22 protein-coding genes are annotated in these 21,573 nt (G+C 71.8%); 7 read left to right on the forward strand and 15 right to left on the reverse strand.

Annotation, left to right across the window (positions count from 1 at the left end; genetic code table 11):
* Window positions 1-126 precede the first annotated feature (126 nt).
* Window positions 127-2,112 carry a pyruvate dehydrogenase complex E1 component subunit beta gene (locus ACFY6U_RS17815; RefSeq protein ID WP_390039168.1) on the reverse strand — a complete coding sequence of 662 codons (1,986 nt, stop codon included), beginning with the start codon at window positions 2,110-2,112 and terminating at the stop codon, window positions 127-129.
* 190 nt (window positions 2,113-2,302) lie between these two features.
* Here ACFY6U_RS17815 and ACFY6U_RS17820 point away from each other — a divergent pair, with 190 nt between their 5' ends.
* Window positions 2,303-3,010, forward strand: coding sequence for a TetR/AcrR family transcriptional regulator (locus tag ACFY6U_RS17820; RefSeq protein ID WP_390039170.1), 708 nt, complete (start codon window positions 2,303-2,305; stop codon window positions 3,008-3,010).
* Window positions 3,011-3,053: 43 nt separating this feature from the next.
* Here ACFY6U_RS17820 and ACFY6U_RS17825 read toward each other — a convergent pair whose 3' ends face one another.
* The 3 genes from ACFY6U_RS17825 to ACFY6U_RS17835 form a co-directional block, all read right to left on the reverse strand.
* Window positions 3,054-4,217 carry an acyl-CoA dehydrogenase family protein gene (locus ACFY6U_RS17825; protein WP_390039172.1) on the reverse strand — a complete coding sequence of 388 codons (1,164 nt, stop codon included), beginning with the start codon at window positions 4,215-4,217 and terminating at the stop codon, window positions 3,054-3,056.
* Window positions 4,214-5,269, reverse strand: coding sequence for a 2,3-butanediol dehydrogenase (locus ACFY6U_RS17830; protein WP_390039174.1), 1,056 nt, complete (start codon window positions 5,267-5,269; stop codon window positions 4,214-4,216). The genes ACFY6U_RS17825 and ACFY6U_RS17830 overlap by 4 nt, the downstream gene beginning before the upstream one ends.
* 107 nt (window positions 5,270-5,376) lie before the next feature.
* Window positions 5,377-6,159 carry an enoyl-CoA hydratase/isomerase family protein gene (locus tag ACFY6U_RS17835; RefSeq protein WP_390039176.1) on the reverse strand — a complete coding sequence of 261 codons (783 nt, stop codon included), beginning with the start codon at window positions 6,157-6,159 and terminating at the stop codon, window positions 5,377-5,379.
* A 224-nt stretch (window positions 6,160-6,383) separates the two neighbouring features.
* Between ACFY6U_RS17835 and ACFY6U_RS17840 the strand changes: the two genes are divergently transcribed.
* From ACFY6U_RS17840 to ACFY6U_RS17850, 3 genes are all read left to right on the forward strand, one after another.
* Complete coding sequence (locus ACFY6U_RS17840) at window positions 6,384-7,913, forward strand: long-chain fatty acid--CoA ligase (protein ID WP_390039178.1); 1,530 nt, start codon at window positions 6,384-6,386, stop codon at window positions 7,911-7,913.
* 3 nt (window positions 7,914-7,916) lie between these two features.
* Window positions 7,917-8,687 (forward strand): SDR family NAD(P)-dependent oxidoreductase, encoded by a 771-nt coding sequence (locus ACFY6U_RS17845; protein WP_390039180.1) that lies wholly within the window; start codon window positions 7,917-7,919, stop codon window positions 8,685-8,687.
* A gap of 159 nt (window positions 8,688-8,846) precedes the next feature.
* Window positions 8,847-9,050, forward strand: coding sequence for a cold-shock protein (locus ACFY6U_RS17850; RefSeq protein ID WP_294009986.1), 204 nt, complete (start codon window positions 8,847-8,849; stop codon window positions 9,048-9,050).
* 84 nt (window positions 9,051-9,134) lie between these two features.
* Here ACFY6U_RS17850 and ACFY6U_RS17855 read toward each other — a convergent pair whose 3' ends face one another.
* From ACFY6U_RS17855 to ACFY6U_RS17875, 5 genes are all read right to left on the reverse strand, one after another.
* Window positions 9,135-9,443, reverse strand: a complete 309-nt coding sequence (locus ACFY6U_RS17855; RefSeq protein WP_390039182.1) for a hypothetical protein — start codon at window positions 9,441-9,443, stop codon at window positions 9,135-9,137.
* A gap of 50 nt (window positions 9,444-9,493) precedes the next feature.
* Window positions 9,494-10,252, reverse strand: a complete 759-nt coding sequence (locus ACFY6U_RS17860; protein WP_390039714.1) for an IclR family transcriptional regulator — start codon at window positions 10,250-10,252, stop codon at window positions 9,494-9,496.
* A 257-nt stretch (window positions 10,253-10,509) separates the two neighbouring features.
* Window positions 10,510-11,520, reverse strand: coding sequence for a 4-hydroxy-2-oxovalerate aldolase (gene dmpG / locus ACFY6U_RS17865; RefSeq protein WP_390039184.1), 1,011 nt, complete (start codon window positions 11,518-11,520; stop codon window positions 10,510-10,512).
* A complete protein-coding gene (locus ACFY6U_RS17870) occupies window positions 11,517-12,470 on the reverse strand; it encodes an acetaldehyde dehydrogenase (acetylating) (RefSeq protein ID WP_390039186.1) in 954 nt (317 codons plus the stop codon). Before ACFY6U_RS17870 ends, dmpG begins: the two co-directional genes overlap by 4 nt.
* Window positions 12,467-13,351 carry a 2-keto-4-pentenoate hydratase gene (locus ACFY6U_RS17875; protein ID WP_390039188.1) on the reverse strand — a complete coding sequence of 295 codons (885 nt, stop codon included), beginning with the start codon at window positions 13,349-13,351 and terminating at the stop codon, window positions 12,467-12,469. The genes ACFY6U_RS17870 and ACFY6U_RS17875 overlap by 4 nt, the downstream gene beginning before the upstream one ends.
* Before the next feature lie 517 nt (window positions 13,352-13,868).
* On the opposite strand from ACFY6U_RS17875, the gene ACFY6U_RS17880 reads away from it, so the two are divergent.
* The gene (locus tag ACFY6U_RS17880) at window positions 13,869-15,467 is read left to right on the forward strand and encodes an FAD-binding protein (protein WP_390039190.1); all 1,599 of its coding nucleotides are present in this window, start codon (window positions 13,869-13,871) and stop codon (window positions 15,465-15,467) included.
* A gap of 56 nt (window positions 15,468-15,523) precedes the next feature.
* Here ACFY6U_RS17880 and ACFY6U_RS17885 read toward each other — a convergent pair whose 3' ends face one another.
* Both ACFY6U_RS17885 and ACFY6U_RS17890 read right to left on the reverse strand, forming a co-directional pair.
* Window positions 15,524-16,165 carry a TetR/AcrR family transcriptional regulator gene (locus tag ACFY6U_RS17885; RefSeq protein WP_390039192.1) on the reverse strand — a complete coding sequence of 214 codons (642 nt, stop codon included), beginning with the start codon at window positions 16,163-16,165 and terminating at the stop codon, window positions 15,524-15,526.
* A 9-nt stretch (window positions 16,166-16,174) separates the two neighbouring features.
* Window positions 16,175-17,053: an alpha/beta fold hydrolase gene (locus tag ACFY6U_RS17890; RefSeq protein WP_390039194.1), complete on the reverse strand. Its 879-nt coding sequence runs from the start codon at window positions 17,051-17,053 to the stop codon at window positions 16,175-16,177.
* A 162-nt stretch (window positions 17,054-17,215) separates the two neighbouring features.
* Here ACFY6U_RS17890 and ACFY6U_RS17895 point away from each other — a divergent pair, with 162 nt between their 5' ends.
* Window positions 17,216-18,085, forward strand: a complete 870-nt coding sequence (locus ACFY6U_RS17895; RefSeq protein ID WP_390039196.1) for a VOC family protein — start codon at window positions 17,216-17,218, stop codon at window positions 18,083-18,085.
* A gap of 55 nt (window positions 18,086-18,140) precedes the next feature.
* Here the strand turns inward: ACFY6U_RS17895 and ACFY6U_RS17900 are convergent, their stop codons facing one another.
* Genes ACFY6U_RS17900 through ACFY6U_RS17915 form a run of 4 tightly spaced genes read right to left on the reverse strand, consistent with a single transcriptional unit; the run spans window position 18,141 to window position 20,528 of the window.
* Window positions 18,141-18,329 (reverse strand): ferredoxin, encoded by a 189-nt coding sequence (locus tag ACFY6U_RS17900; protein WP_390039198.1) that lies wholly within the window; start codon window positions 18,327-18,329, stop codon window positions 18,141-18,143.
* Window positions 18,330-18,344: 15 nt separating this feature from the next.
* Window positions 18,345-19,148: a mycofactocin-coupled SDR family oxidoreductase gene (locus tag ACFY6U_RS17905; protein ID WP_390039716.1), complete on the reverse strand. Its 804-nt coding sequence runs from the start codon at window positions 19,146-19,148 to the stop codon at window positions 18,345-18,347.
* A 16-nt stretch (window positions 19,149-19,164) separates the two neighbouring features.
* Window positions 19,165-19,386: a hypothetical protein gene (locus tag ACFY6U_RS17910; protein WP_390039200.1), complete on the reverse strand. Its 222-nt coding sequence runs from the start codon at window positions 19,384-19,386 to the stop codon at window positions 19,165-19,167.
* Entirely contained in the window at window positions 19,383-20,528 is a 1,146-nt protein-coding gene (locus tag ACFY6U_RS17915; protein ID WP_390039202.1) for an amidohydrolase family protein, read from the reverse strand. Before ACFY6U_RS17915 ends, ACFY6U_RS17910 begins: the two co-directional genes overlap by 4 nt.
* 178 nt (window positions 20,529-20,706) lie before the next feature.
* Here ACFY6U_RS17915 and ACFY6U_RS17920 point away from each other — a divergent pair, with 178 nt between their 5' ends.
* Entirely contained in the window at window positions 20,707-21,570 is an 864-nt protein-coding gene (locus ACFY6U_RS17920) for a mycofactocin-coupled SDR family oxidoreductase (protein ID WP_390039204.1), read from the forward strand.
* Window positions 21,571-21,573 lie beyond the last annotated feature (3 nt).

Raw genomic sequence — 21,573 nt, forward strand, 5'->3', positions numbered from 1 at the left:
GCCGGACCGCCGCCGGCCCATGCATGGTCCTGCCGATCAAGGCGGGCCGGCGGCGGACACCACGAAGGGGTGCCCCCGGGAGCGAATCCCGGGGGCACCCCTTCGGCGTGCCGCCGCGCGGCCCGGTCACACCGCCGCGATCCGCCGCAGCGTGTCGGCGATGGTGTCGCGCGAGGGCAGCCAGAGCCGTTCCAGCGCGGGCGTGTAGGGGGCCGGCATCGGCGGCGGGGCGACGCGGGTGACGGGCGCGTCCAGGTGCCAGAAGCCCTCGTCGACGGCGAGCGCGGACAGCTCGGCGCCGACACCGAAGTCCCGTACCGCCTCGTGGGCGATGACCAGCCGGTTGGTCCTGGCGAGGGAGGCGAGGACGGTCTCGCGGTCCAGCGGGGCGATCGTGCGCAGGTCGATCACCTCGACGCTCACGCCCTCGGCCGCCAGCAGTTCCGCGGCGGCCAGGGAGTCCTGGACCATTCGCGACCAGGAGACCAGCGTGATGTCGGTGCCCTCCCGGACGACCTTGGCCCGGCCCAGCGGGACGAGGTGGTCGGCCGGCGGGCGAGGCCCCTTGAAGCCGTACTGGAGGCGGTTCTCCACGAAGACCACCGGGTTGGGGTCCTGGATGGCGGCCCGCAGCAGGCCGTAGGTGTCGGCCGGGTTGGCGGGCATCACCACGGTCAGGCCGGGGATGTGCGCGAGCAGCGCCTCCAGGGACTGGGAGTGCTGGCTGCCGGAGGAGCGGCCCGCGCCGAACTGGGTGCGCACGACGAGGGGCATGGCGGCCCGGCCGCCGGTCATGAAACGCAGCTTCGCGGCCTGGTTGAGCAGCATGTCCAGGCAGACGCCGATGAAGTCCATGTACATGACCTCGACGACCGGCCTCATGCCGGCCATGGCCGCCCCCACCGCCGTGCCGAGGATCGCGCTCTCGCTGATCGGGGTGTCGCGCACCCGGCCCGGAAAGGCCTGGGCCAGGCCGCGGGTGAGGCCGAAGACGTTGCCGCCCGCGCCGACGTCGATGCCGGCGACGAACACGTCCGGGTCGGCGGTGAGTTCGTGCTCCAGCGCGAGGCGTACGGCGTCCATCGTGCGGAAGATCTCCCCTTCGGCGGGGGCGGGCTCCGGTACGGCGGGACGCGGGGCGGAGACGAAGTCGTACAGCGTCTCCGGGGCCGGTTCCGGCAGGCTGCGGGCCCACTCCACGGCCGCCTCGATCTCCTTGCCGATCTCCTCGTCGACGGCGTCCGCGAGGGCCGTCGCCACCCCGGCCGCCGCCAGGTGCCGGCGCGCGATGACCAGGGGGTCGCGTTCCTTGGCGGCCGCGACCTCCTCGGCCGGGCGGTAGCGCTCGGGGTCGCCCTCGTAGTGACCGTGCCAGCGGTAGGTCTCGGCCTCCACCAGGACGGGGCCGCCGCCCGCCCGCAGCCGTGCCACCACGTCCGACATCAGCGTCTGCACCGCGAGCACGTCGTTGCCGTCGACGTGCTCGTAGCCGATGCCGTACCCGGCGGCGCGGGCGGCGAGGCCGGCGCGGTGCTGTTCGGCGGCCGGCGAGAACTCGGAGTAGTGGTTGTTCTCGCAGAGGAAGACGACCGGCAGGTCCCATACGGCGGCCAGGTTGACGGCCTCGTGGAACATGCCCTGGGCGACCGCGCCGTCCCCGAAGAACGCCACCACGACGTCGCCCCGGCCGCGCAGCTTGGCGGCCGTGGCGACGCCCCCGGCGATCGGCAGTCCGGCGCCGACGATGCCGTTGGCGCCGTAGATGCCGAGCCCGGGGTCGGCGATGTGCATCGAACCGCCGCGGCCCCGGTTGGTGCCCGCGTCCTTGCCCATCAGCTCGGCCATCATCGGGGCGGCGTCCAGGCCCTTGGCCAGGACGTGGCCGTGGCCGCGGTGGGTGGAGGTGATGCCGTCGCGCTCGGTGAGCGGCCAGCAGGCGCCGACGGCACTGGCCTCCTGCCCGATGGACAGATGCAGGAAGCCGGGTATCTCCGTCGCCTTGTACAGCTCGGACGCCCGCTCCTCGAAGCGCCGGATGCGCCGCATGCGGCGGTACATTTCCAGGAGGTCGTCCGTCAGGGCGGAGCCGGTGTGCTGAGGTACCTGGGTCATGCGCGTCCTCGCAATGCTCACGCAGACGGCCGGGCCGTCTGTATTCCGTGTTTTAATGTACCGTTTGGTCTAGCAAACTGGAACGACGCCCTGGAGTCCGCTTCCCCCGGATGTGCCGAAGGCTGTTCGACGCGGGCCCGGGAGCCTGTTTCAATCGACACGTCGTCACATCACGCGGGGAGAGGAATCCATGCCACGTCCGCCGGGCCATGGACCGGGTTTCGAGGTCAGACGCCAGAAGATCATCGACATCGCGGCCTCGCTGTTCGCACAGCAGGGGTACGCGGCGACCTCCATCAACGACCTGGGTCGCGCGGTCGGGCTCGCCAAGGGAGCGCTGTACTACTACATCGGCTCCAAGGAGAACCTGCTGGTCGAGATCCAGTCCCGGGTGATGGGGCCGCTGCTCGCCCGCGCCCGCCAGATCGCGGACCTGGACGAGGAGCCCCTGCTGCGGCTGCGGCTGCTGTCGGAGTCGCTGCTGACGATCATCTTCCGGCGTCTCGACCACATCTGGGTCTACGAGCACGACTACCGCAGTCTCAGCGGCGACGAGCTCAAGACCCTGCTCGGGCAGCGCTCCGACTTCGAGGAGCTGATCTCCGGCCTGCTCTCGGAGGCCATGGAACAGGGCGTCTTCCGGCAGACGTCGCCGCGCCTCGCCACCCTGCAGTTCCTGAACCTGCACAACCACACCTACCAATGGGTGCGGCCGGAGGGGCAGTGGGACGCGCCGTTCCTGTCCGCCGAGTACTGCGCGACCCTGTTCCGCGGGTTCGGTGCGCCGGACCACGCCCTGCCGAGGGTCGAGGACCAGGCCGAGGCGTTCAAGCGCGAGCGGCCCGGTCTTCCGCTCGACCCCGAGGCGGAGTGGGAGCAGGTCCCCGCCGCCGGCTGACGGACGGTCCCGCGGTGTACCGACGCACACCGCGGGAACCCGCTCACGCCTCGCCGACCAGCGCCCTGGCGATGACATTGCGCTGGATCTCGTTGGTGCCCTCGCCGATCTCCAGGATCTTGGCGTCGGCGTAGAAGCGGGAGATCTCCGACTCCCGGACGTAGCCGTAGCCGCCGTGGATCTGGACGGCCTGGGAGGCGGCCCGGTTGGCGACCTCGGAGGCGTAGAGCTTGGCCATGGCGGACGCGGTGCTGTGCGGGCGCCCCCGGTCGGCGAGCCAGGCGGCCCGGTAGACCAGGCAGCGGGCGGCCTCCAGCTCGGTGCCCATGTCGGCGATCTTGTGCCCGACGGCCTGGAAGTCCGACAGCGGACGGCCGAACTGGTGCCGTTCGGTGGCGTGTTTGACGGCCAGGCCGAGCGCGGCCTTCGCGAGGGACAGGCCGAGCGCGGCGACGCTGATGCGGCCCTTGTCGAGGACGGAGAGGAACTGGCGCAGGCCGCCGCCCTCCTCGCCGATCAGGTGGTCGTCGGGGACGAAACAGCCGTCGAAGACCAGTTCCCGGGTGTCCATGGCGTGCCAGCCGAGCTTCTTCAGCTTGTGGCCGACGGTGTAGCCGGGGGTGCCGGTCGGGACGTAGAAGGTCGCGTACCGCTTGCGCCCCTCGTCGCCGCGGCCGGTGACGGCGAGGATGGTGACGCCCTGGCTGATGTCGGTGCCGGCGTTGGTGATGAACATCTTGGTGCCGTTGATCACCCAGCCGCCGTCCGCCCGGCGGGCGGTGGTGGCGATGCCGGCCGCGTCGGAACCGGCCTCCGGCTCGGTCAGGCCGAAGGCACCGATGGCCTCGCCGGCCGCCAGCGGGGCCAGCCAGCGGTGCTTCTGCTCCTCGGTGCCGTAGGCGAGCAGCGGCAGCGTGGCGATGGTCGAGTGGGCGTTCCAGGAGGAGGCCACCGACTGGTCCGCGGCGCCGAGTTCCTCCATCACGGCCACGTAGGTGACCATGTCGGAGCCGGCGCCGCCGTACTCCTCGGGCACCAGCATGCCCATCAGGCCGAGTTCGCCGAGCTTGGTGAAGACCTGGGTCGGGAACTCCTCGTTCTCCGACCACTGGGCCGCGTGCGGCGTGATCTCCTTGGCCGCGAACTCACGGACCATCTCCTTGAGGGCGACGGTCTCCTCGGGCAGGTCGAAATCCATGTCGGTCATCCCTTCGGGGTCAGCAGAACCTTGAGGTGGCGGGCCCGGTCGGCGGCCAGGTCCGCGAAGACCCCGGCTCCCGCGGAGAGCGGAAAGCGCCCGGTGACCAGCGCCGAGGCGTCCAGGCGCCCGGTGCTCATCAGGTCGATCACGCGGGGAATGTCGAAGTTGTAGCCGAGCGTGCCGAGCACGGAACGCTCGTAGAAGACGAGCTGCCCCATGTCGAACTCGACGCTGCCGTGGCCGACTCCGGCGAGCACGACCCGGCCGCCGCGCCGGACGGTGGCGACGGCCTGGGCGGCGAGCCGGGGTACGCCGGTCGCGTCGATGACGGCGTCCGGGCCGATCCGGCCGGTGCGCAGGAACACCTCGCGGCGCACGTCGGTCTCCGCCGGGTCGAAGGCCTCGGTGACGCCGATGCCGAGCAGCATCTCCCGGCGCTCCTTGAGGGGCTCGCTCACGTACAGCCCGGCCGCGCCGGCGGTCCGGGCCGCGAGGACGACGGCGACGCCGATGGGTCCGCCGCCGACGACCAGGACGTTGTCGCCGGGCCGCACCCCGGCACGCGTCACCGCGTGCAGGCCGACGGCCAGGGGTTCGGCGACCGCCGCCATCTCGTCGGTGACGTTGTCGGGCAGCCGGGTCAGTCCGGCGATCGGTACGGTGACGCGGTCGGCGAAGCCGCCGGGCGAGGCGAGGCCGACGGAGCCGCTGCTGGGGCAGATGTGGTACTCGCCGCGCGCGCACCAGAAGCAGACGCCGCAGCGCCAGACGGGGTCGGCGGTGACCCGGTCGCCGATCGCGATGCCGGGCACGTCGGTGCCGAGCGCGACGACGGTGCCGCTCAGTTCGTGGCCGAGGGCGAGGGGTGGCTCGGCGCCGGTGAGCGGGTGCGGGCCGGTGCGGATCATGTGCGGGCCCTCCAGGAACTCGTGCAGGTCGGTGCCGCACACTCCGCACCAGGAGACCTCCACGACGGCCTCGTGCGGGCCGGGCTCGGGAGGGTCGGGGACCTCTTCGAGGCGGAGGTCCCGTGCGCCGTGCCAGCGCAGTGCCTTCATGGTGGGCACCCCTTTCGTGTCGTACCTGTAAGCGCCGGTGATGTGTGTGCTTCGGCTGCGGCGCCGTTGTGGCTTGTCGCGCAGTTCCCCGCGCCCCTTGCGGGGCGCTACTGTCCCGCGTCCCCGAAGCGGGCCCGGCCCGGGCCGTGGTCGAGGAACGAGCGGATGCCCGTGGTGGCGTCGTGCGTGCCGAAGACGCCGGTGAACAGGGCGCGTTCGAGGCTGAGGCCGGTGGCGAGGGCCGTGTCGGCGCCGTGGTCGACCGCTTCCTTGATCGCCTCCAGGGCGGCGGCCGGGCCCTCGGCGAGGCGGCGGGCGTAGTCGAGGGCGGTGTCGAGGACGCGGGCGGGCGGGACCACCTCATCCACCAGGCCGAGGCCCAGTGCCTCGTCGGCCCCCACCCGGCGGCCGGTCATCAGGAGGTTCTTCGCGCGGGACGGGCCGATCAGCCGGGTGAGCCGCTGGGTGCCGCCCGAGCCCGGCATGATGCCGAGCTGGACCTCGGGCTGCCCGAGGAGTGCGTCGTCGGCCGCCACCCGGTAGTCGGCGGCGAGGGCCAGCTCCAGACCCCCGCCGAGGGCGTAGCCGGTGACGGCCGCGACGACGGGCATCGGCAGCCGCGCGACGTCGTCGAAGGTCCGCTGCAGGGCGCGGTTCCAGCCCCGGACCTCCTCGGGCCCCATCGCGGCCAGCGCCTTCACGTCCGCGCCGGCCGCGAACAGCCGCTCTCCGCCGTAGAGCACCACGGCGCGCACGCCGGTGGCGTCGGCGAGCTCGCGGACGCAGGCGGAGAGCTCCTCCCGCTGGGCGGAGTCGAAGGCGTTCATCGGCGGGTTGTCCAGGCGGACCGTGACGACCGGCCCGTCGAGGTCGAAGCGGATGCGTGGCACAGGCACCTCCTCGTCGGCTCCAGCACATCCCGCCGGTTCCGGCACCGGCAGGCGCGGGAGCGCTTGTCGAGGCCTTCGTGCCGTCGTAAAGTGCGGAAACAAGTTTTATAGACCAAGGGGTACACTAAATCTTCGGTGCGGGCAACCGACCGGTCGGGACCCGGGTTGCCCTGGAGCCGAGGCAGCCGCGGTCGTCGTCGAACACCACACAGTGAGAGTGAGCCGTGCACAATTTCGCGAGCATCCTCGACTACCACCTGACCCAGCGGCCCGACGCCGTGGCGGTCGCGCAGGAGGACCGGAGCCTGACGGTTCGTCAGCTGCACGAGCGGGTCGACCAGTTGGCCGCCGGGCTGACCGAACTCGGCATCCGGCGCGGCGATGTCGTCGCCCTGCTCCTCTACAACCGGCCGGAGTTCCTGGAGCTGGTCTACGCGGCGAGCCGGATCGGCGCCGTGTTCCTGCCGCTCAACTACCGGCTCTCCGAGGAGGAGTGGCAGTACATCCTGGGCCACGCCCAGGCCAGGGCCGTCATCGCCGAGCCGGAGTTCGTGCCGGCGATGGAGCGCAGTGCCGGCTGCCTGACGGACCTGGAGCACCGGATCCTGGTCGGCGGCACGCCCGAGGGGTCCTGGCGGGGCTACGAGGCGCTGCTCGACGGCCACCGGGGCGCCCGCGTGGCTCCGGTGGACGTCGGCACGGAGGACCTGCAGCGTCTGATGTACACCTCCGGCACCACCTCACGGCCCAAGGGCGTGCGCATCACCTACGGGAACCTGCAGGCCAAGAACCTCGCGCACATCGTGCACTTCGGGCTCACCGCGGCCGACACCACCCTGGTGTGCGGCCCGCTCTACCACGTGGGCGGCCTCGACATGCCCGGCCTCGCGACCCTCTACGCGGGCGGCGCCGTGGTGCTGCAGCGCAGGTTCGACCCGGTGGGGGTCCTGGAGGCGATCCCGAGGCACCGCGTCACCAACCTGTGGCTGGCGCCGGCCATGGTCAACGCGGTCCTGGAGGTCCCCGACCGCGACAGCTACGACACCACCTCGGTCCGCTTCGTCCTGGGCGGCGGCGAGAAGACCCCCGAGCCGGTGCTGCGCCGCATCATGACCGCGTTCCCCAACGCCTGGTACGCCGACGCCTACGGCCTGACCGAGACCGTCTCCGGCGACACCTTCCTGGACCGTGAGCACGCCCTGGCCAAACTGGGCTCGGTGGGCCGCCCGGTGCCGCACACCCGGGTCCGGATCGTCGACGACGAGGGCAGGGAGGCGCCGGCGGGCGAACTCGGCGAGATCACCCTGCGCGGCCCGAAGGTCTTCGCCGGTTACTGGCGGGACGAGCAGGCCACCGCCGCCGCCCTGCGGGACGGCTGGTTCCACACCGGGGACATCGGTCACCTCGACGAGGACGGCTTCCTCTACATCGACGACCGCAAGAAGGACATGATCGTCTCCGGTGGCGAGAACATCGCGACGCCCGAGGTGGAACGGGTGCTGTACGAGCACCCGGCCGTCCTGGAGGCGGCCGTGGTCGGACTGACGCATCCCCGCTGGGGCGAGGTCCCGCGCGCGTTCGTGGTGCTACGGCCGGACGCGAAGGCCGGGGCCGAGGAACTCCGGGAGTTCTGCCGCGCCCGGCTGGCCAGGTTCAAGGTGCCGGCCCGCTTCGACTTCGTCGCCGAACTGCCCCGTACGCCCTCGGGCAAGGTCCTCAAGCGGACGCTGCGCGACATCCCCGCGGAGGGCTGAGCCATGACCGACGTGAACACCGAACTGCGCCTGGACGGCAGGACCGCGTGGGTCACGGGGGCCGGAAAGGGGCTCGGGCGTGCCATCGCCGTCGCCCTCGCCCAGGCCGGCGCCACCGTCGCCGTGACCGCGCGCACCGCCTCCGATCTCGAAATCCTGGAGTCCGAACTCACCGGCCACGGCGGCAAGGTGCTGGTGCTGCCCGGATCGGTCGCCGACTCCGCCGCCGTGCGCGAGACGGTCGGGCGCATCGCCGAACGGACCGGCCGGCTGGACGTACTGGTCAACTGCGCGGGGATCAGCCCGCACTTCACGCGCAGCGAGAAGGTCACCGACCAGGACTGGCGGCAGGTCGTCGACGTGAACCTGGCCGGCACCTTCTACTGCTGCCGCGAGGCCGGCAAGGTGATGCTGGAGCAGCGCTCGGGTTCGATCGTCAACGTCTCGTCCGTGCACGCCTCGACCGGATTCGAGCGCATCGCCGCCTACGCCGCGAGCAAGGGCGGGGTGGAGGCCCTGACCCGGGCGCTGGCCGTGGAGTGGGCCGATCGCGGGGTGCGGGTCAACGCCCTGGCCCCCGGTTACTTCCACACCGACCTCAGCTCAGGGCTGCTGGACAGCCGCTGGGGCGAGCGGATCGTCCGCGGGACTCCGCTGGGCCGGGTGGGCGACGCCACGGAACTGGGCGGCGCCGCGGTGTTCCTCGCCTCGGACGCCTCCCGCTTCGTCACCGGCACCACCCTCACCGTGGACGGGGGCTGGACGGCCTGGTGACCGGCCTCGCCGGCGGCCGGTGCACACGCTCCGGCCGTCACAAGGTTCCCACCATCCGGGTGATTGTGGCCCACAGGGGTTTCCCGTCCCGGCGTGAGGGGAGGAATCGTCGCGGTCCGCGACGATTCGGGTCGTGGCAATGAGACAAGGGAAACAGGCATGGCTCAGGGCAGCGTCAAGTGGTTCAACGCGGAGAAGGGGTTCGGGTTCATCGAGCAGGACGGCGGCGGCCCTGACGTGTTCGTGCACTACTCGGAGGTCCAGGGCAGCGGCTACCGCAGCCTGGACGAGGGCCAGCGCGTCGAGTTCGACATCGGGCAGGGCACGAAGGGCCCGCAGGCGCAGCAGGTCAGGGCGCTCTAGTGCGGTGACCGCCCAGATCCGTCGGGTGGGTCCCCGGATCCCGCCCGACGGCCGCCCATCCGACGGCCGTCCGCCCGACGACCGTCACCCCTCGGCGGCGGCCCTGCGGATCAGCGGCTCGAACTCCCGCCGCACGTAGACGTCGAACGGCTCGGACAGCGCGCCGTCGATCACGTTCCGTACCCGGTGTTCCGCCGCGAACTCCTTGATCGCCGCGCGGGAGTCGGGTCCCACGCCCCCGCCGATGATCAGCACTCCGAACTCCTCGGTCGCCAGGAGCTTCAGGGCCTCCTCGTCGGTGCTCACCCCCTCCGCGTCGAAGCCGTCCGCGTGCAGCGTGGCGAGTACCGCGGTCACCCTGGCGGGCGTCCTTCCGAGCACCAGTGTCCTCATGGTCGTTTCCTCTCCGGCGGGTCGGTATCGGCACCGCCCAACCTAGAAACTCAACCGGACTTGAGGTCAACCCCGGCGCCCGCCCCGCGCGAGGTTTCGAAGAGTTCCCCGGAGACCGCCCGGACCGCGTCGACCACCAGCGGGGCCACGAGCTCCAGCGGGGAGCGGCCGTCCCCCACCACCGATATCGCCCCGACCGGACCCTCGGGCCCGCGCAGCGCGAGGCCGACACACCCGAGGTCGGGGAAGCACTCGCCCCGGTCGATCGCCAGCCCGTTGCGGCGCCGCACCAGGCCGAGTTCGCGGTGCAGCTGGTCGAGGCGGCCGATGCTGTGCGGCGTGCGGCGCTCCATCACCGGCGCGCAGCGCGCGTCGATCTCCTCCGGGGTCAGCCAGGCGAGCATGGCCTTGCCGAGTCCGGTGCAGTGCGCGACCGCCCGGCCGCCGACCTTCGACGGGATGTCCACCGCGGCCCGGCCCCCCACCTTGTCCAGGTAGTAGATCTCCGGTCCGTCGAGCACGGCCAGGTGGACGACCATCCTGGTCCTGACCGCCAGGTCCAGCAGGTGCGGCGCGGCGGCGGCGCGCAGCGCGCCGTGGCCGGTCTCCCGGCCTCCCAGGCCGAGCGCGCGCGATCCCAGGGTGTAGCCGGCCACCGTGTGACGCAGCCAGTCCAGCCGGACCAGCTGGTCGAGAATCCGGTGCGTGGTCGACCGGGGCAGCTGGGTCCGACGGGACACCGCTTCGAGCGTCAGATGGGTCTGGGGACGTTCGAAAAGGTCCATGATCAGCGTGACCCGCTCCATCATCGACGGAGGCAGCGCAGGGCCGTCGGCCTCGGCGGGACGCGAGCTCAGGCGAAGGGCAGACGTCATCGTCGGTGCCTCTCTGCTCAAACTGAAATCAATTCTAGTTCGGCGCCGACGTCAAGTTATCAATGCCGTCGGCCACGGAGAAAGAGTCGTGCACCGATTCATTGGAGCGTTTGGTCTATTTTACTTTGCGCGGAAAAACGTACCGCTCTCCGGGAAGGCGTTCCCGGAGAGCGGTCGTGTGCTGTGGGACGTCAGCCGCGGTGGGTGAGGTCCAGCGCGATGTCCACGATCATGTCCTCCTGCCCGCCGACCAGTCCGCGCCGGCCGACCTCCTCCAGGATGGTGCGGGCGTCGAGGCCGTACCGTTCGGCGGCGGCCTCGGCGTGCCGCAGGAAGCTGGAGTAGGCGCCGGCGTAGCCGAGGGTGAGGGTCTCCCGGTCGACGCGCACCGGGCGGTCCTGGAGCGGTCGTACGAGGTCCTCGGCGGCGTCCTGGAGGGCGTGCAGGTCGCAGCCGTGCTTCCAGCCGTACAGGCCGGCGACGGCGACGAACGGCTCGATCGGGCAGTTGCCGGCGCCCGCGCCCTGCCCGGCCAGGGACGCGTCGACCCGGGTGACCCCCTCCTCCACCGCCACCACGGAGTTGGCGACCGAGAGGGAGAGGTTCTCGTGGGCGTGGATCCCGATCTGGGTCCCCGGGTCGAGCACGTCCCGGTAGGCGCGGATCCGGTCGCGGACACCGTCCATGGTGAGCCGGCCTCCGGAGTCGGTGACATAGACGCAGTGCGCGCCGTAGGACTCCATCAGCCTGGCCTGCTCGGCGAGGGCGTGCGGGGGCGCCATGTGGGCCATCATCAGGAAGCCCGCGACGTCCATGCCCAGCTCCCGTGCGGTGGCGATGTGCTGGGCCGCCACGTCCGCCTCCGTGCAGTGGGTGGCGATGCGCACCGAGCGGACGCCGAGGGCGTGGGCGCGCTCGAGTTCGGCGACGGTGCCGATGCCGGGCAGCAGGAGCGAGGTGAGGACGGCGTTCTCGACGGCGTCCGCGGCGGCCTCGATCCACTCCCAGTCGGTGTTGCTGCCGGGACCGTAGTTGAGGCTGCCGCCGGCCAGTCCGTCGCCGTGGGCGACCTCGATGGCGTCCACGCCGGCCCGGTCGAGGGCGGCGGAGATCTTCGACACGAACTCGGGGGTGATGCGGTGCCGGACGGCGTGCATGCCGTCCCGGAGGGTGACGTCCTGGACGTAGAGCCTGCGGGTCACTCGGTCACCTCGGAGGTCGTGCGGCGGGCGATGCGTTCGGCGACGCGCAGGGCGGCCGAGGTCATGATGTCGAGGTTGCCGGCGTAGGCGGGCAGGTAGTGCGCGGCGCCCTCGACCTCCAGGAAGACGGTGACCCTGGTGGTCGGCCGCTCGGCGGTGCCCTCGGGCAGGAGGGTGTGCACCGGGTCGCCGGCCGCGACCGGTGTGAACTGGACCTGCTGCTTGAGGCGGTAGCCGGGCACGTACCCGGCGACCGCGGCCACCATCTCCTCGACCGAGGCACGGATCGCGTCCTGGTCGGCGTCGCCGGTCAGGCAGTACACCGTGTCCCGCATGATCAGCGGCGGTTCGGCCGGGTTGAGGACGATGATCGCCTTGCCCCGGCGGGCACCGCCCACCTTCTCGATGGCGGCGGCCGTGGTCTCGGTGAACTCGTCGATGTTGGCCCGGGTGCCGGGTCCGGCCGACCTGGAGGCGATCGAGGCGACGATCTCGGCGTAGGGGACGGGGGTGACGCGGCTGACCGCGTGGACGATCGGGATGGTCGCCTGGCCACCGCAGGTGACGAGATTGAGGTTCTCGACGTCGTTGGCGAGGTGCTCGTCCAGGTTGACCGGCGGTACGACGTAGGGGCCGAGGGCCGCCGGGGTGAGGTCGACGAGGCGTTTGCCGTACGGGGCCAGCTTCTTGGCGTTCTCGACGTGGGCCTTGGCCGAGGTCGCGTCGAAGACGATGTCGATGTCGTCGAAGCCGTCCATGCGGATCAGGCCGTCCACTCCCTCGTGCGTGACGGGCACCTTCAGCCGGGCGGCGCGCGCCAGGCCGTCCGACTCCGGGTCGATGCCCACCAGCGCGGCCATCTCCAGGGTGTCGGAGAGGCGCAGCACCTTGATCATCAGATCGGTGCCGATGTTGCCGGAGCCGATTACGGCCACCTTGGTCTTCGTCATCCGTGTTCCTTGGCTTCGGGGACTTCGGGAGCTTCGGGGGCATCGGGGACGTCGAGGGCTTCCTGGGGCGTGAAGGCCGCGGTCACCGAGCCCAGGACCGACATCTCGGCCCGTACGGTCGTGCCGGGCGGTGTGGGGACGAGCGGGCCGAGCGCACCGGAGAGCACGACCTGTCCGGCGCGCAGCGGGTCGCCGAACTCCCGGGCGGTGCGCGCCAGCCACAGCAGCGCGGCGAGCGGATCGCCCAGGCAGGCGGTGCCGTCGCCCGCGGAGGCGGGCTTCCCGTCGGCGTAGAGCCGCATGGTCACGTCCTTCGGCTCGAACTCGTCGAGGCGGACCGCGTGTTGCCCGAGCACGAAGAGTCCGCTGGAGGCGTTGTCGGCGACCGTGTCCGTGATCGTGATGTCCCAGCCGGCGACCCGGCTGTCCACGATCTCCAGCGCGGCCACGGCGTACCCGACCGCCGAGCGGACCCGCGCCAGGTCGAGGTCGTCGGTGTCCAGGTCGGCGGCGAGCACGAACGCGATCTCCGCCTCGGCCCTGGGCTGGAGCAGCCGGCCGCTGGGGACGGCCGGCAGGGCGGTGACGTCCATGTCGTCCAGCAGGACGCCGAAGTCGGGCCGGTCGACGCCCACCTGACGCTGCACCGACGGGGAGGTCAGCCCGATCTTGCGGCCGACGACACGTGCTCCGGCCGCGATCCGGTCGCCCACTACGCGGCGCTGGACGGCGTACGCGAGGCCGATGTCGTCCGGGCCGAGCAGATCCCGTACCGGCGCACAGGGTCTGTGGTCGCTCGCCGCCCGGGCGAGGCGCGCGGCCGCCTCGGCCACGGCTGTCTCACGGTCCGCGACCGCCGTCGGTTCCCACACGTCTGTCATCGCCGTCCTCGACTCGTTCGGACCTCCAGCCTGTGCCGCCGTGCCACGGGGCGTCGGGGACTTTCCGCTCACCGGGACTGCGGGGCGGGGACCGGGATCAGGGTCGGGGCCGGGAACAGGTCGGCGGCGGAAGGCGAGCGCCCGCGATCGCCGCGCGGGAGTCGGCGGGTGCAGGGCGGGCGGGGTCTCGGTGAGCGAGATGGCGCGAGAGTGACCTCGCGCTGTCTCATTACCGTCGTCCGCGGGGCTGCCGGGCGGCGGTGACGGCATGCCCCGGTCGGCAAGACCGCGGGGCGTCCGGTCGGCCGGTGGCCGTCGCAAGACCGCCGCGGGACCGCGGGGCGTCCGGTCGGCCGGTAGCCGCCGCGGGACCGTCGCGGGGCAGCCGCGCCTCCACGGCCCTACGAGGGCGCTCCCGTTCCCGGCCTCGCCCCGCGATCCCCAGCCGCACGAGCACGGTCCTCACCCGCACGTGCGGCTCCCCACCCACGAGTTCGGCACCCATCAGGAGGTTCGGATGAGCATCAGCGAAGATGCCTACGACGTGATCGTCGTGGGGTCGGGCGGCGGTCTGGTCGGGGCGTACGTGGCGGCGGCGCGCGGTCTGCGGACGCTCGTCGTCGAGAAGACCGACCGGGTCGGCGGCACGGTCGCGTACTCCGGCGCGGGTCTGTGGTTCCCGGGCTCGGCGCCGCTGAGCCGGGCCGGTCTCGGGGACGACGTCGAGGCGGCGCGGTCGTATCTGCGCGCGGTCGTCGACGACCCGTCCCGGGAGGGGCTCCAGGACGCGTACCTGACGGCCGGGCGCCGGCTGATCGACGAGCTGGAGCAGAACACCTGGTTCCAGTCCTTCGTGCACGGGCCGGTGCCGGACTACTACGCGGCGAGCCCGGGGTCGTCGCCCACGGGGCACACCGTCTTCCCGCCGCCGGTGGACGTCGCGGAGCTCGGGGAGCGCCGGGCGCTGGTGCGTGACTCGCTGCCCACGGAGCGGTTCGGCTTCGACGAGGGCCCGTTGCTCAGCGGCGGGCGGGCGCTGATCGGCCGCGCCCTGTCGGCGTTCCTGGAGACGGGCCGCGGCGAACTGCGACTGAACACCGCGTTGGAGAGCCTGCTCGTCGAGGACGGCAGGGTCGTCGGCGTCGAGGCCGTGAGCGAGGGCGAGCGGGTCCGGATCCGGGCCGCCCGGGGTGTGCTGCTGGCCGCCGGCGGCTTCGAGCGCGACCGCGAGCTGCGCGAGGCGCACCAGTGGCCGCTCACCGGGGAGTGGTCCGACGGCGCCCCGGCGAACACCGGTGACGCCCTGCGGGCGGGCATCGCCGTCGGCGCGGACACCGAGCTGCTCGACGAAGCCTGGTTCGTGCCGGGGCTGGTCCACCCGGACGGCCTGCCGGTCTTCCACACCGGGACCCGGGGCGGCATCTGGGTCAACGGGGCGGGCGAGCGCTTCGTCAACGAGACGTCCCCCTACGACCAGGCCGGGCACGAGATCTTCCGCCGTCACGTGGCCACCGGCGTGCGGCACATCCCCTGCCACTGGGTGTTCGACCAGCGGCAGCTGGACCGGGACGGCATCGGCTGGCCGCCGGCCACGCCGCCCGTCGAGGAGTGGCTGGCCTCGGGCGCGCTGCAGAAGGCCGACACCCTGGAGGAACTGGCGCGGCTGATGGACGTGCCCTTCGACGCCCTGGACCGCACGGTCAAGGAGTTCAACGGCTACGCGGCCACCGGCGTCGACGAGCGGTTCCACCGGGGCGAGACGCCCTGGGACCAGATGTTCCGGCACGTCGTCGGGTTCCCGGCCGATCCCCGGCAGAACTTCCCCGCCGAGCCGTCCCCGGAGTGGCCGAACCCCCTGCTGCTGCCCGTCGACCAGGCGCCGTTCTACGTGGCGACCATCGTGCCGTCCGACATCGGCACCAAGGGCGGGCTGCGGATCGACACGCACGCGCGCGTGCTGCGGCCGGACGGTTCCCCGATCGACGGCCTGTACGCGACGGGCAACACCGCGGCCGCGATGTCGGGCCGGGTCTACCCCGGTGCCGGCACCCCGATCGGATCGAGTCTCGCGTTCGGGTACCTGGCGGTCCTGGACATGGCCGGGGCGACGGACTGACGCCGAGCGGCGGACAGGTGCCCGGGACACGGGGCGTCCCGGGCACCTTCGCGTGGTCAGGGCCCGGCGATCAGCCGCGCGGCCAGCCTCAGGTCCGCCTCGCCCTGCGCGGTGGAGATCTCCTGGGTCAGCATGGCCACGAACACCCCCCACCAGTCGTAGATGAGCAGCCGCACCCGGCTGTGCCCGGTCCGCGGGTCCGCCCGCTCCCCGAGCAGCCGCAGCAGCCGTTGTCCCAGCGCGCTCTCCACGATGTCGATCCGGCTGCGGGCGGCGCTCGCGTACTCCGTGAACGACGACAGCGCCACCGCCGAGGCGAGCAGCCGGCTGTCCAGCAGCTTCCCGCTCAGCGCGACGAGCGTCTCGGCGACCTCGGTCACGGGATCCGTCGCCCGGTCGCGGGCCGGACCGCCGTCGCGGCCGCCCAGGAACTGCTCGATGTGCCACTCGAGGACCGACAGGAACAGATACGGCTTGGACGGGAAGTACCGGTACAGCGTGGCGATCGCGACCCCGGCCTCCTTGGCCACGTCGTGCATCTGCACGGTGGTCAGGCCCTCGCGCGTACCGAGGTCGGCGGCGGCGCGCAGGATGCGGATACGGCGGTCGGTCTGCCGGCTCGACATCGGTGCGGCGGGCCGGCGGGGCCCGGCCGGTCTCACCACGTCGTCCTCCCCCAGGTCGCCGGCTGCCCCCATGCCGGGCACTCAGCCTGCCTCCGGGCGGGTCAGGAAGGCCAGCACGGCGCTCTCCCAGGCCGCCTTCTGCTCGATCATCGCCCAGTGTCCGCAGTCGGGCAGCACGTGCAGTTCGGCCTTGGGGATGGTCCGCATCGGCAGCAGCGCGCTCTCCAGGGGGGTGACCCGGTCGTCGCGGCCCCAGGTCAGCAGCGTGGGCGCGGCGACCTTGTGGAGCATGGCCCAGATCGGCTGGTCCGACCGGGACTGGGCGGCCTGCATCGCGGCCATCGCCTGCCGGCCGTAGATCCGGCGGGACGCCTCCAGGGTCGCCGGTTCGGTGGCGGTCGCCCAGCGCTCCTCGATCAGTTCGTCGGTGAGCAGGGCGGGGTCGTGGACCATCGAGCGCAGCCACTGGACGAGGTTGTCGCGGGTGGGGTTCTCGGCGAACTCCACCAGCAGGTTGAGCCCTTCGCTGGGGCCCGGGGAGAGGAGGTTGCGCCCCACCCCGCCGATGGTCACGATCCTGCGGAACAGGTCCTTGTGCGCGACCGCGAGCCCCACGGCGACGAACCCGCCCATCGAGTTGCCGACGACGTCGACGCGGTCGAGGCCGAGGCCTTCGAGGAAGCGCAGGACGGCCTTGGGGGCGGCCGCCATCGGGTTCTCGGCGGTCGGGTCGCTCACTCCGAAGCCGGGGAACTCCAGCGCCAGGCAGCGGAAGTGCCGGGCGAACACGGGCAGGTTGCCCCGGTAGTTGCGCCAGCCGGTGACCCCGGGGCCCGACCCGTGCAACATCAGCAGGGGCGGCCCTTCGCCGGCCTCGTGGTAGCGCAGGACGCCGTCGTCGGTGGGCAGTTCGCGCAGGGTGTCCTCGTAGTCGAGGGTGCTGGGTGTGCTCGGTGTCATGACGGTCACCGTGGCACCCGCGCGGCGGCCGTCGCCGTACGTCTCCCGATCAGTGGGACGGTCCAGGCGGCGGTGCGGCCTGGCCTTCTACCGTCGCGGACGTACCGATACCGGGGGTCCGACGGGCCGCCTGGGACCTGACCAACGTGAGGGGAGGGCCTGATGGGTGTGCGCTCACTCGGGTACCTGCGTCTGGAGTCCAACGACCTCGACCGGTGGAAGGCGTTCGGCGCCGACTTCCTCGGCCTGATGCCGGTCGAGACCGATTCCGGGTCGCTCGCCTTCCGGATGGACGACCATCCGTCCCGGATCGTTGTCTCGCCGGGTGCCCAGCCCGCGATGACGGCGCTGGGCTTCGAGGTCCTCGACGAACGGGAGCTGGCGCGGCTGGCCGCGGACGTCGAGAAGGCCGGGATCAAGGTCACCGCCGGCACCGAGGCCGAGGCGGCGGAGCGGAAGGTGACCGGCTTCGTCAGGTTCAGCGACCCGGGCGGCAACCCGGTCGAGCTGTTCTACGGCCGGACCCTCGACCACCTGCCCGTGCAGACCCCGCTGGTGTCGGAGTTCGTCACCGGGGACATGGGCTTCGGGCACGCCATCGTCTCCGCCGAGGACGCGCGCGGCACGTTCGACTTCTACGTCGGCGTGCTCGGGTTCATCGAGCGGAACACGATGCGCTCGCCGGGCGGCACGACCTGGTTCATGGGCTGCAACCCGCGCCACCACACGCTGGGCGTCACGCCGATGCCGGGCCCGGGGCGGCTGCTGCACTTCATGGTCGAGGCGGCGACCCTGGACGACGTGGGGCGGGCCCTGGACCGGGCCGGCACGTACGAGGTGCCGATGATGCACTCGCTCGGCAAGCACACCAACGACCACATGGTGTCGTTCTACGTCTGGTCGCCGGAGAACTACGCCGTCGAGTTCGGCTGGAACGGCCTGAAGGTGCCCGAGCCGGTCCCCGTGTACGAGATCACGGACGGCGCGTTCTGGGGCCACCACTTCACACCGCCGCCGCAGCCGGCCGGCTGAACCTGCGGGTACGGGGGGAGCCCCACGGTCCTCGGACCGTGGGGCTCGGTGGCGTTCAGTGGACGGAGATCGCCCGTTCCGGGCAGGCCGTCTCCCCGTCCCGGGCGGCCTGTTCCAGGCTCTGAGGGACGTCTCCGTCCAGGGGCAGCGCATAGCCGTCGTCGTCCAGCCGGAAGAGTCCCGGTGCCGCGGCCGCGCACCGCGCATGGCCCGAGCACGACGACGAGTCGATGGTGACCTTCATTCAACCCACTCCGTTCTACGGCTTGTTGGTCGATCCCGCGTCGACGGTGAACTGCAGGCCCGTGACGTAACGCGCCTCGTCCGAGGCGAGGAACAGCACAGCGTTCGATATGTCCCGCGGTTCGACGTACGGGGCCAGCGGGTTCATCGCGACGAGTGCGAACAGCGGCTCCCGCGCCGCGAGTTCCTCGATCGGCACGCCGACGGTGATGCCCGTGTCGCTGACCCCGGTGGGGTGGACGGTGTTCACCCGGATGCGGTGCGGGGCGAGTTCGTTGGACAGGGCCTTCATCAGGCCCACCACGCCGTGCTTGCTCGCCACGTAGTGGGCGTACGGCACATGGCCGCGGATGCCGGCGGCGGAGCTGGTGATGACGATCGAGCCGCCCTCCCCCTGCTCGATCATCCAGGGGGCCGCGGCGCGCACCGTGTTCCAGGGGCCCTTGAGGTTGACGTCGACGGTGACGTCCCATGCCTCGTCGGACAGCTCCCACGCGGCCCCTATGCTCATCACTCCGGCGTTCGCGACGACGGTGTCGAGCCGCCCGAACTCCTCGCGCGTCGCGTCGACCGCGGCCCGCATCTCGGCGATCGAGCGGACGTCGGCCTGTACCGAGATGCACCGCCGGCCGGTCTCCCTGACCAGCTTGACGGTCTCCTCCAGCTCGTCCTTCGAGGCCAGCGAGTAGGGCAGTTCCGCGCTGATGTCGTGGCAGACATCGGTGACGACGATGTCCGCGCCCTCCTCGGCCAGCCGCACGGCATGCGAACGGCCCTGCCCGCGCGCACCTCCTGTGATGAGCGCGACCTTGCCCTCCATTCGCCCCGCGGCCACCTCACTTCTCCTTCGCGTGGTCGCTCAGATCCTCCGCCGCCTCGCGCAGGGCGCGCAGCCGGGTCTGGAGGAGTTCGCGTTCGGCCCCGTCGGAGGCACCCAGTTCGGCGAGGCGTACGTCCGTCTCCGCGATCTCGGCGAGGAGCCGGCCGTGCGCCTCCTCGCGGGTGAGCAGGTCCAGGTCGGTCCAGTCGGACCGCTCGGACTCGGGTCGCCGGCTCATGCGGGGAGGTTGTAGAGGCGGCGGGTGTTCAGCTCCACGATCTTGTGCACCTCGTCGTCGGGTACGTCGGCCAGGACCTCGGCCGCGTAGGCGCGGGACTTGGGCCAGTAGGAGTCGGAGTGCGGGTAGTCGCACTCCCAGGTGATCCTGTCGATGCCGACGTGGTGCCGTACCTCCACGCCGAACCGGTCGTCGATGAAGCAGCCGTGGAAGTGCCGGTGGAACAGCTCCGAGGGCCGCACGCTCTGGTCGACGTTCTGGTAGAAGCGGTGCCGCTCCCAGGTGCCGTCGGCGCGCTCCAGGAGGTAGGGGATCCAGCCGATGCCGCCCTCGGAGAGGCCGATCTTGAGCCTGGGGTGCTTGTGCAGCACCGGGGAGAAGAGCAGGTCGGCGGTGGCGAACATGGCGTTGCAGCCGAACAGGGCGATGGTGACCGCGAAGGGGGCCTCCTCGGCGGTCTTCGGGGGCTTGCCCGAGGTGCCGAAGTGCAGGCACACGGGCAGGTCGGTCTCCTCGGCCGCCGAGAACATGGGGTCCCAGTGGTCGGTGTGGAAGGAGGGCAGGCCGCGGGGGGCGGGGTTCTCGGGGAAGGAGATCGCCTTGGCGCCCTTGACCGCGGTGCGGTGGATCTCGGCGACGCAGGCGTCGACGTCCCACATCGGCATGATGACCAGCGGGATGAGCCGGCCGGGTGCGGTGGCGCACCACTCGTCGAGGACGAAGTCGTTCCACGCCCGCACGCACAGCAGGGCCAGCTCGCGGTCCCGGCCGTCCAGGAAGACATGGCCGGAGAAGCCCGGGAAGGACGGGAAGCACAGGGCGCCCCACACGCCGTCCAGGTCCATGTCGCGGATCCTGGCCGTCGGGTCGTAGCAGCCCGGGATCATCTCGTCGTAGCGGGTGGGTTCGAGGCCGAACTCCTCGGGCCGCTTCCCGGCGACGGCGTTGAGGCCGATGTAGGGGTAGATCCGGTCCTCGTAGACCCAGACCTCGGCAGGGGCCCGCCCTTCGCCGCGCGGCTGCTCCACGATGCGCGGCCCGGCCTCCCGGTACCTCGCCGGCAGCCGGTCGGACCACAGGCGTGGGGGCTCGATCAGGTGGTCGTCGGTCGACAGCAACTTCATCCATGGTTGCAACGGCATCGTGTGCTCCCTCGGTCTCGGGGACTCTCTAGCACCGGGCACATTGTGTGTACTGAACCTGTCCCACTGGGCGGGAAAGACCAACCAAACCCTCGTGGAGATCGCAGATCATCCGGTTATCGATCAGCTTCCGTCGCCAGCATTCAGGCTACTCTTTTATTCTACGGAAGGAGACCCCATGGGGAGAGTGCAGGACAAGGCCGTCTTCATCACCGGGGCCGCACGCGGCCAGGGCCGGGCTCAGGCGGTCCGGCTCGCCGCGGAGGGCGCCGACATCATCGCCGTGGACCTGTGCGAGGACATCGCCACCAACGGCTACCCGCTGGCCACCGAGGCGGACCTGGAGGAGACGGTCCGGCAGGTGGAGAAGCTGGGCCGCCGCATCGTCGCCCGCCGGGCCGACGTACGGGACCCGGCCGCGCTGAAGGCGGCGGTCGCCGAGGGGGTGGCCGAGCTGGGGCGGCTCGACGCGGTGGTGGCCCAGGCCGGGATCTGCCCGCTGGGGCCCGAGCAGACCGCGCAGGCCTTCCTGGACGCCGTCACCGTCGACTTCAACGGGGTGGTGCACGCGGTCGACGCGGCCCTGCCCCACCTGCCCGACGGCGCCTCGATCATCGCGACCGGGTCCATCGCCGGGCTGATACCGGCGACCGTCGACAACCCTGCCAACGGGCCCGGCGGGCTGGGCTACTCCTTCGCCAAGCGCCAGGTGGCCGCGTTCGTGCACGACCTGGCGACGGTCCTGCTCTCCCGCCGGATCCGAGTCAACGCGGTGCACCCCACGAACGTGAACACCGACATGCTCAACAGCGACGTCATGTACCGGTCGTTCCGGCCCGACCTGGAGCACCCGACCCGCGAGGACGCGCTGCCCAGTTTCCCCGCGACGACCGGGTTCGGCATCCCCTTCGTCGAGCCGGAGAACATCGCCGACATGGTGCTGTTCCTGGTGTCGGACGAGTCGCAGTACGTCACCGGCATGCAGATGCGCGTCGACGCCGGCGGCTACGTCAAGCGGCGCCCGCAGCTGCCGGCGTTCTGACGG

The sequence above is a fragment of the Streptomyces sp. NPDC013157 genome (assembly GCF_042899865.1).
Taxonomy (GTDB): Bacteria; Actinomycetota; Actinomycetes; order Streptomycetales; family Streptomycetaceae; genus Streptomyces.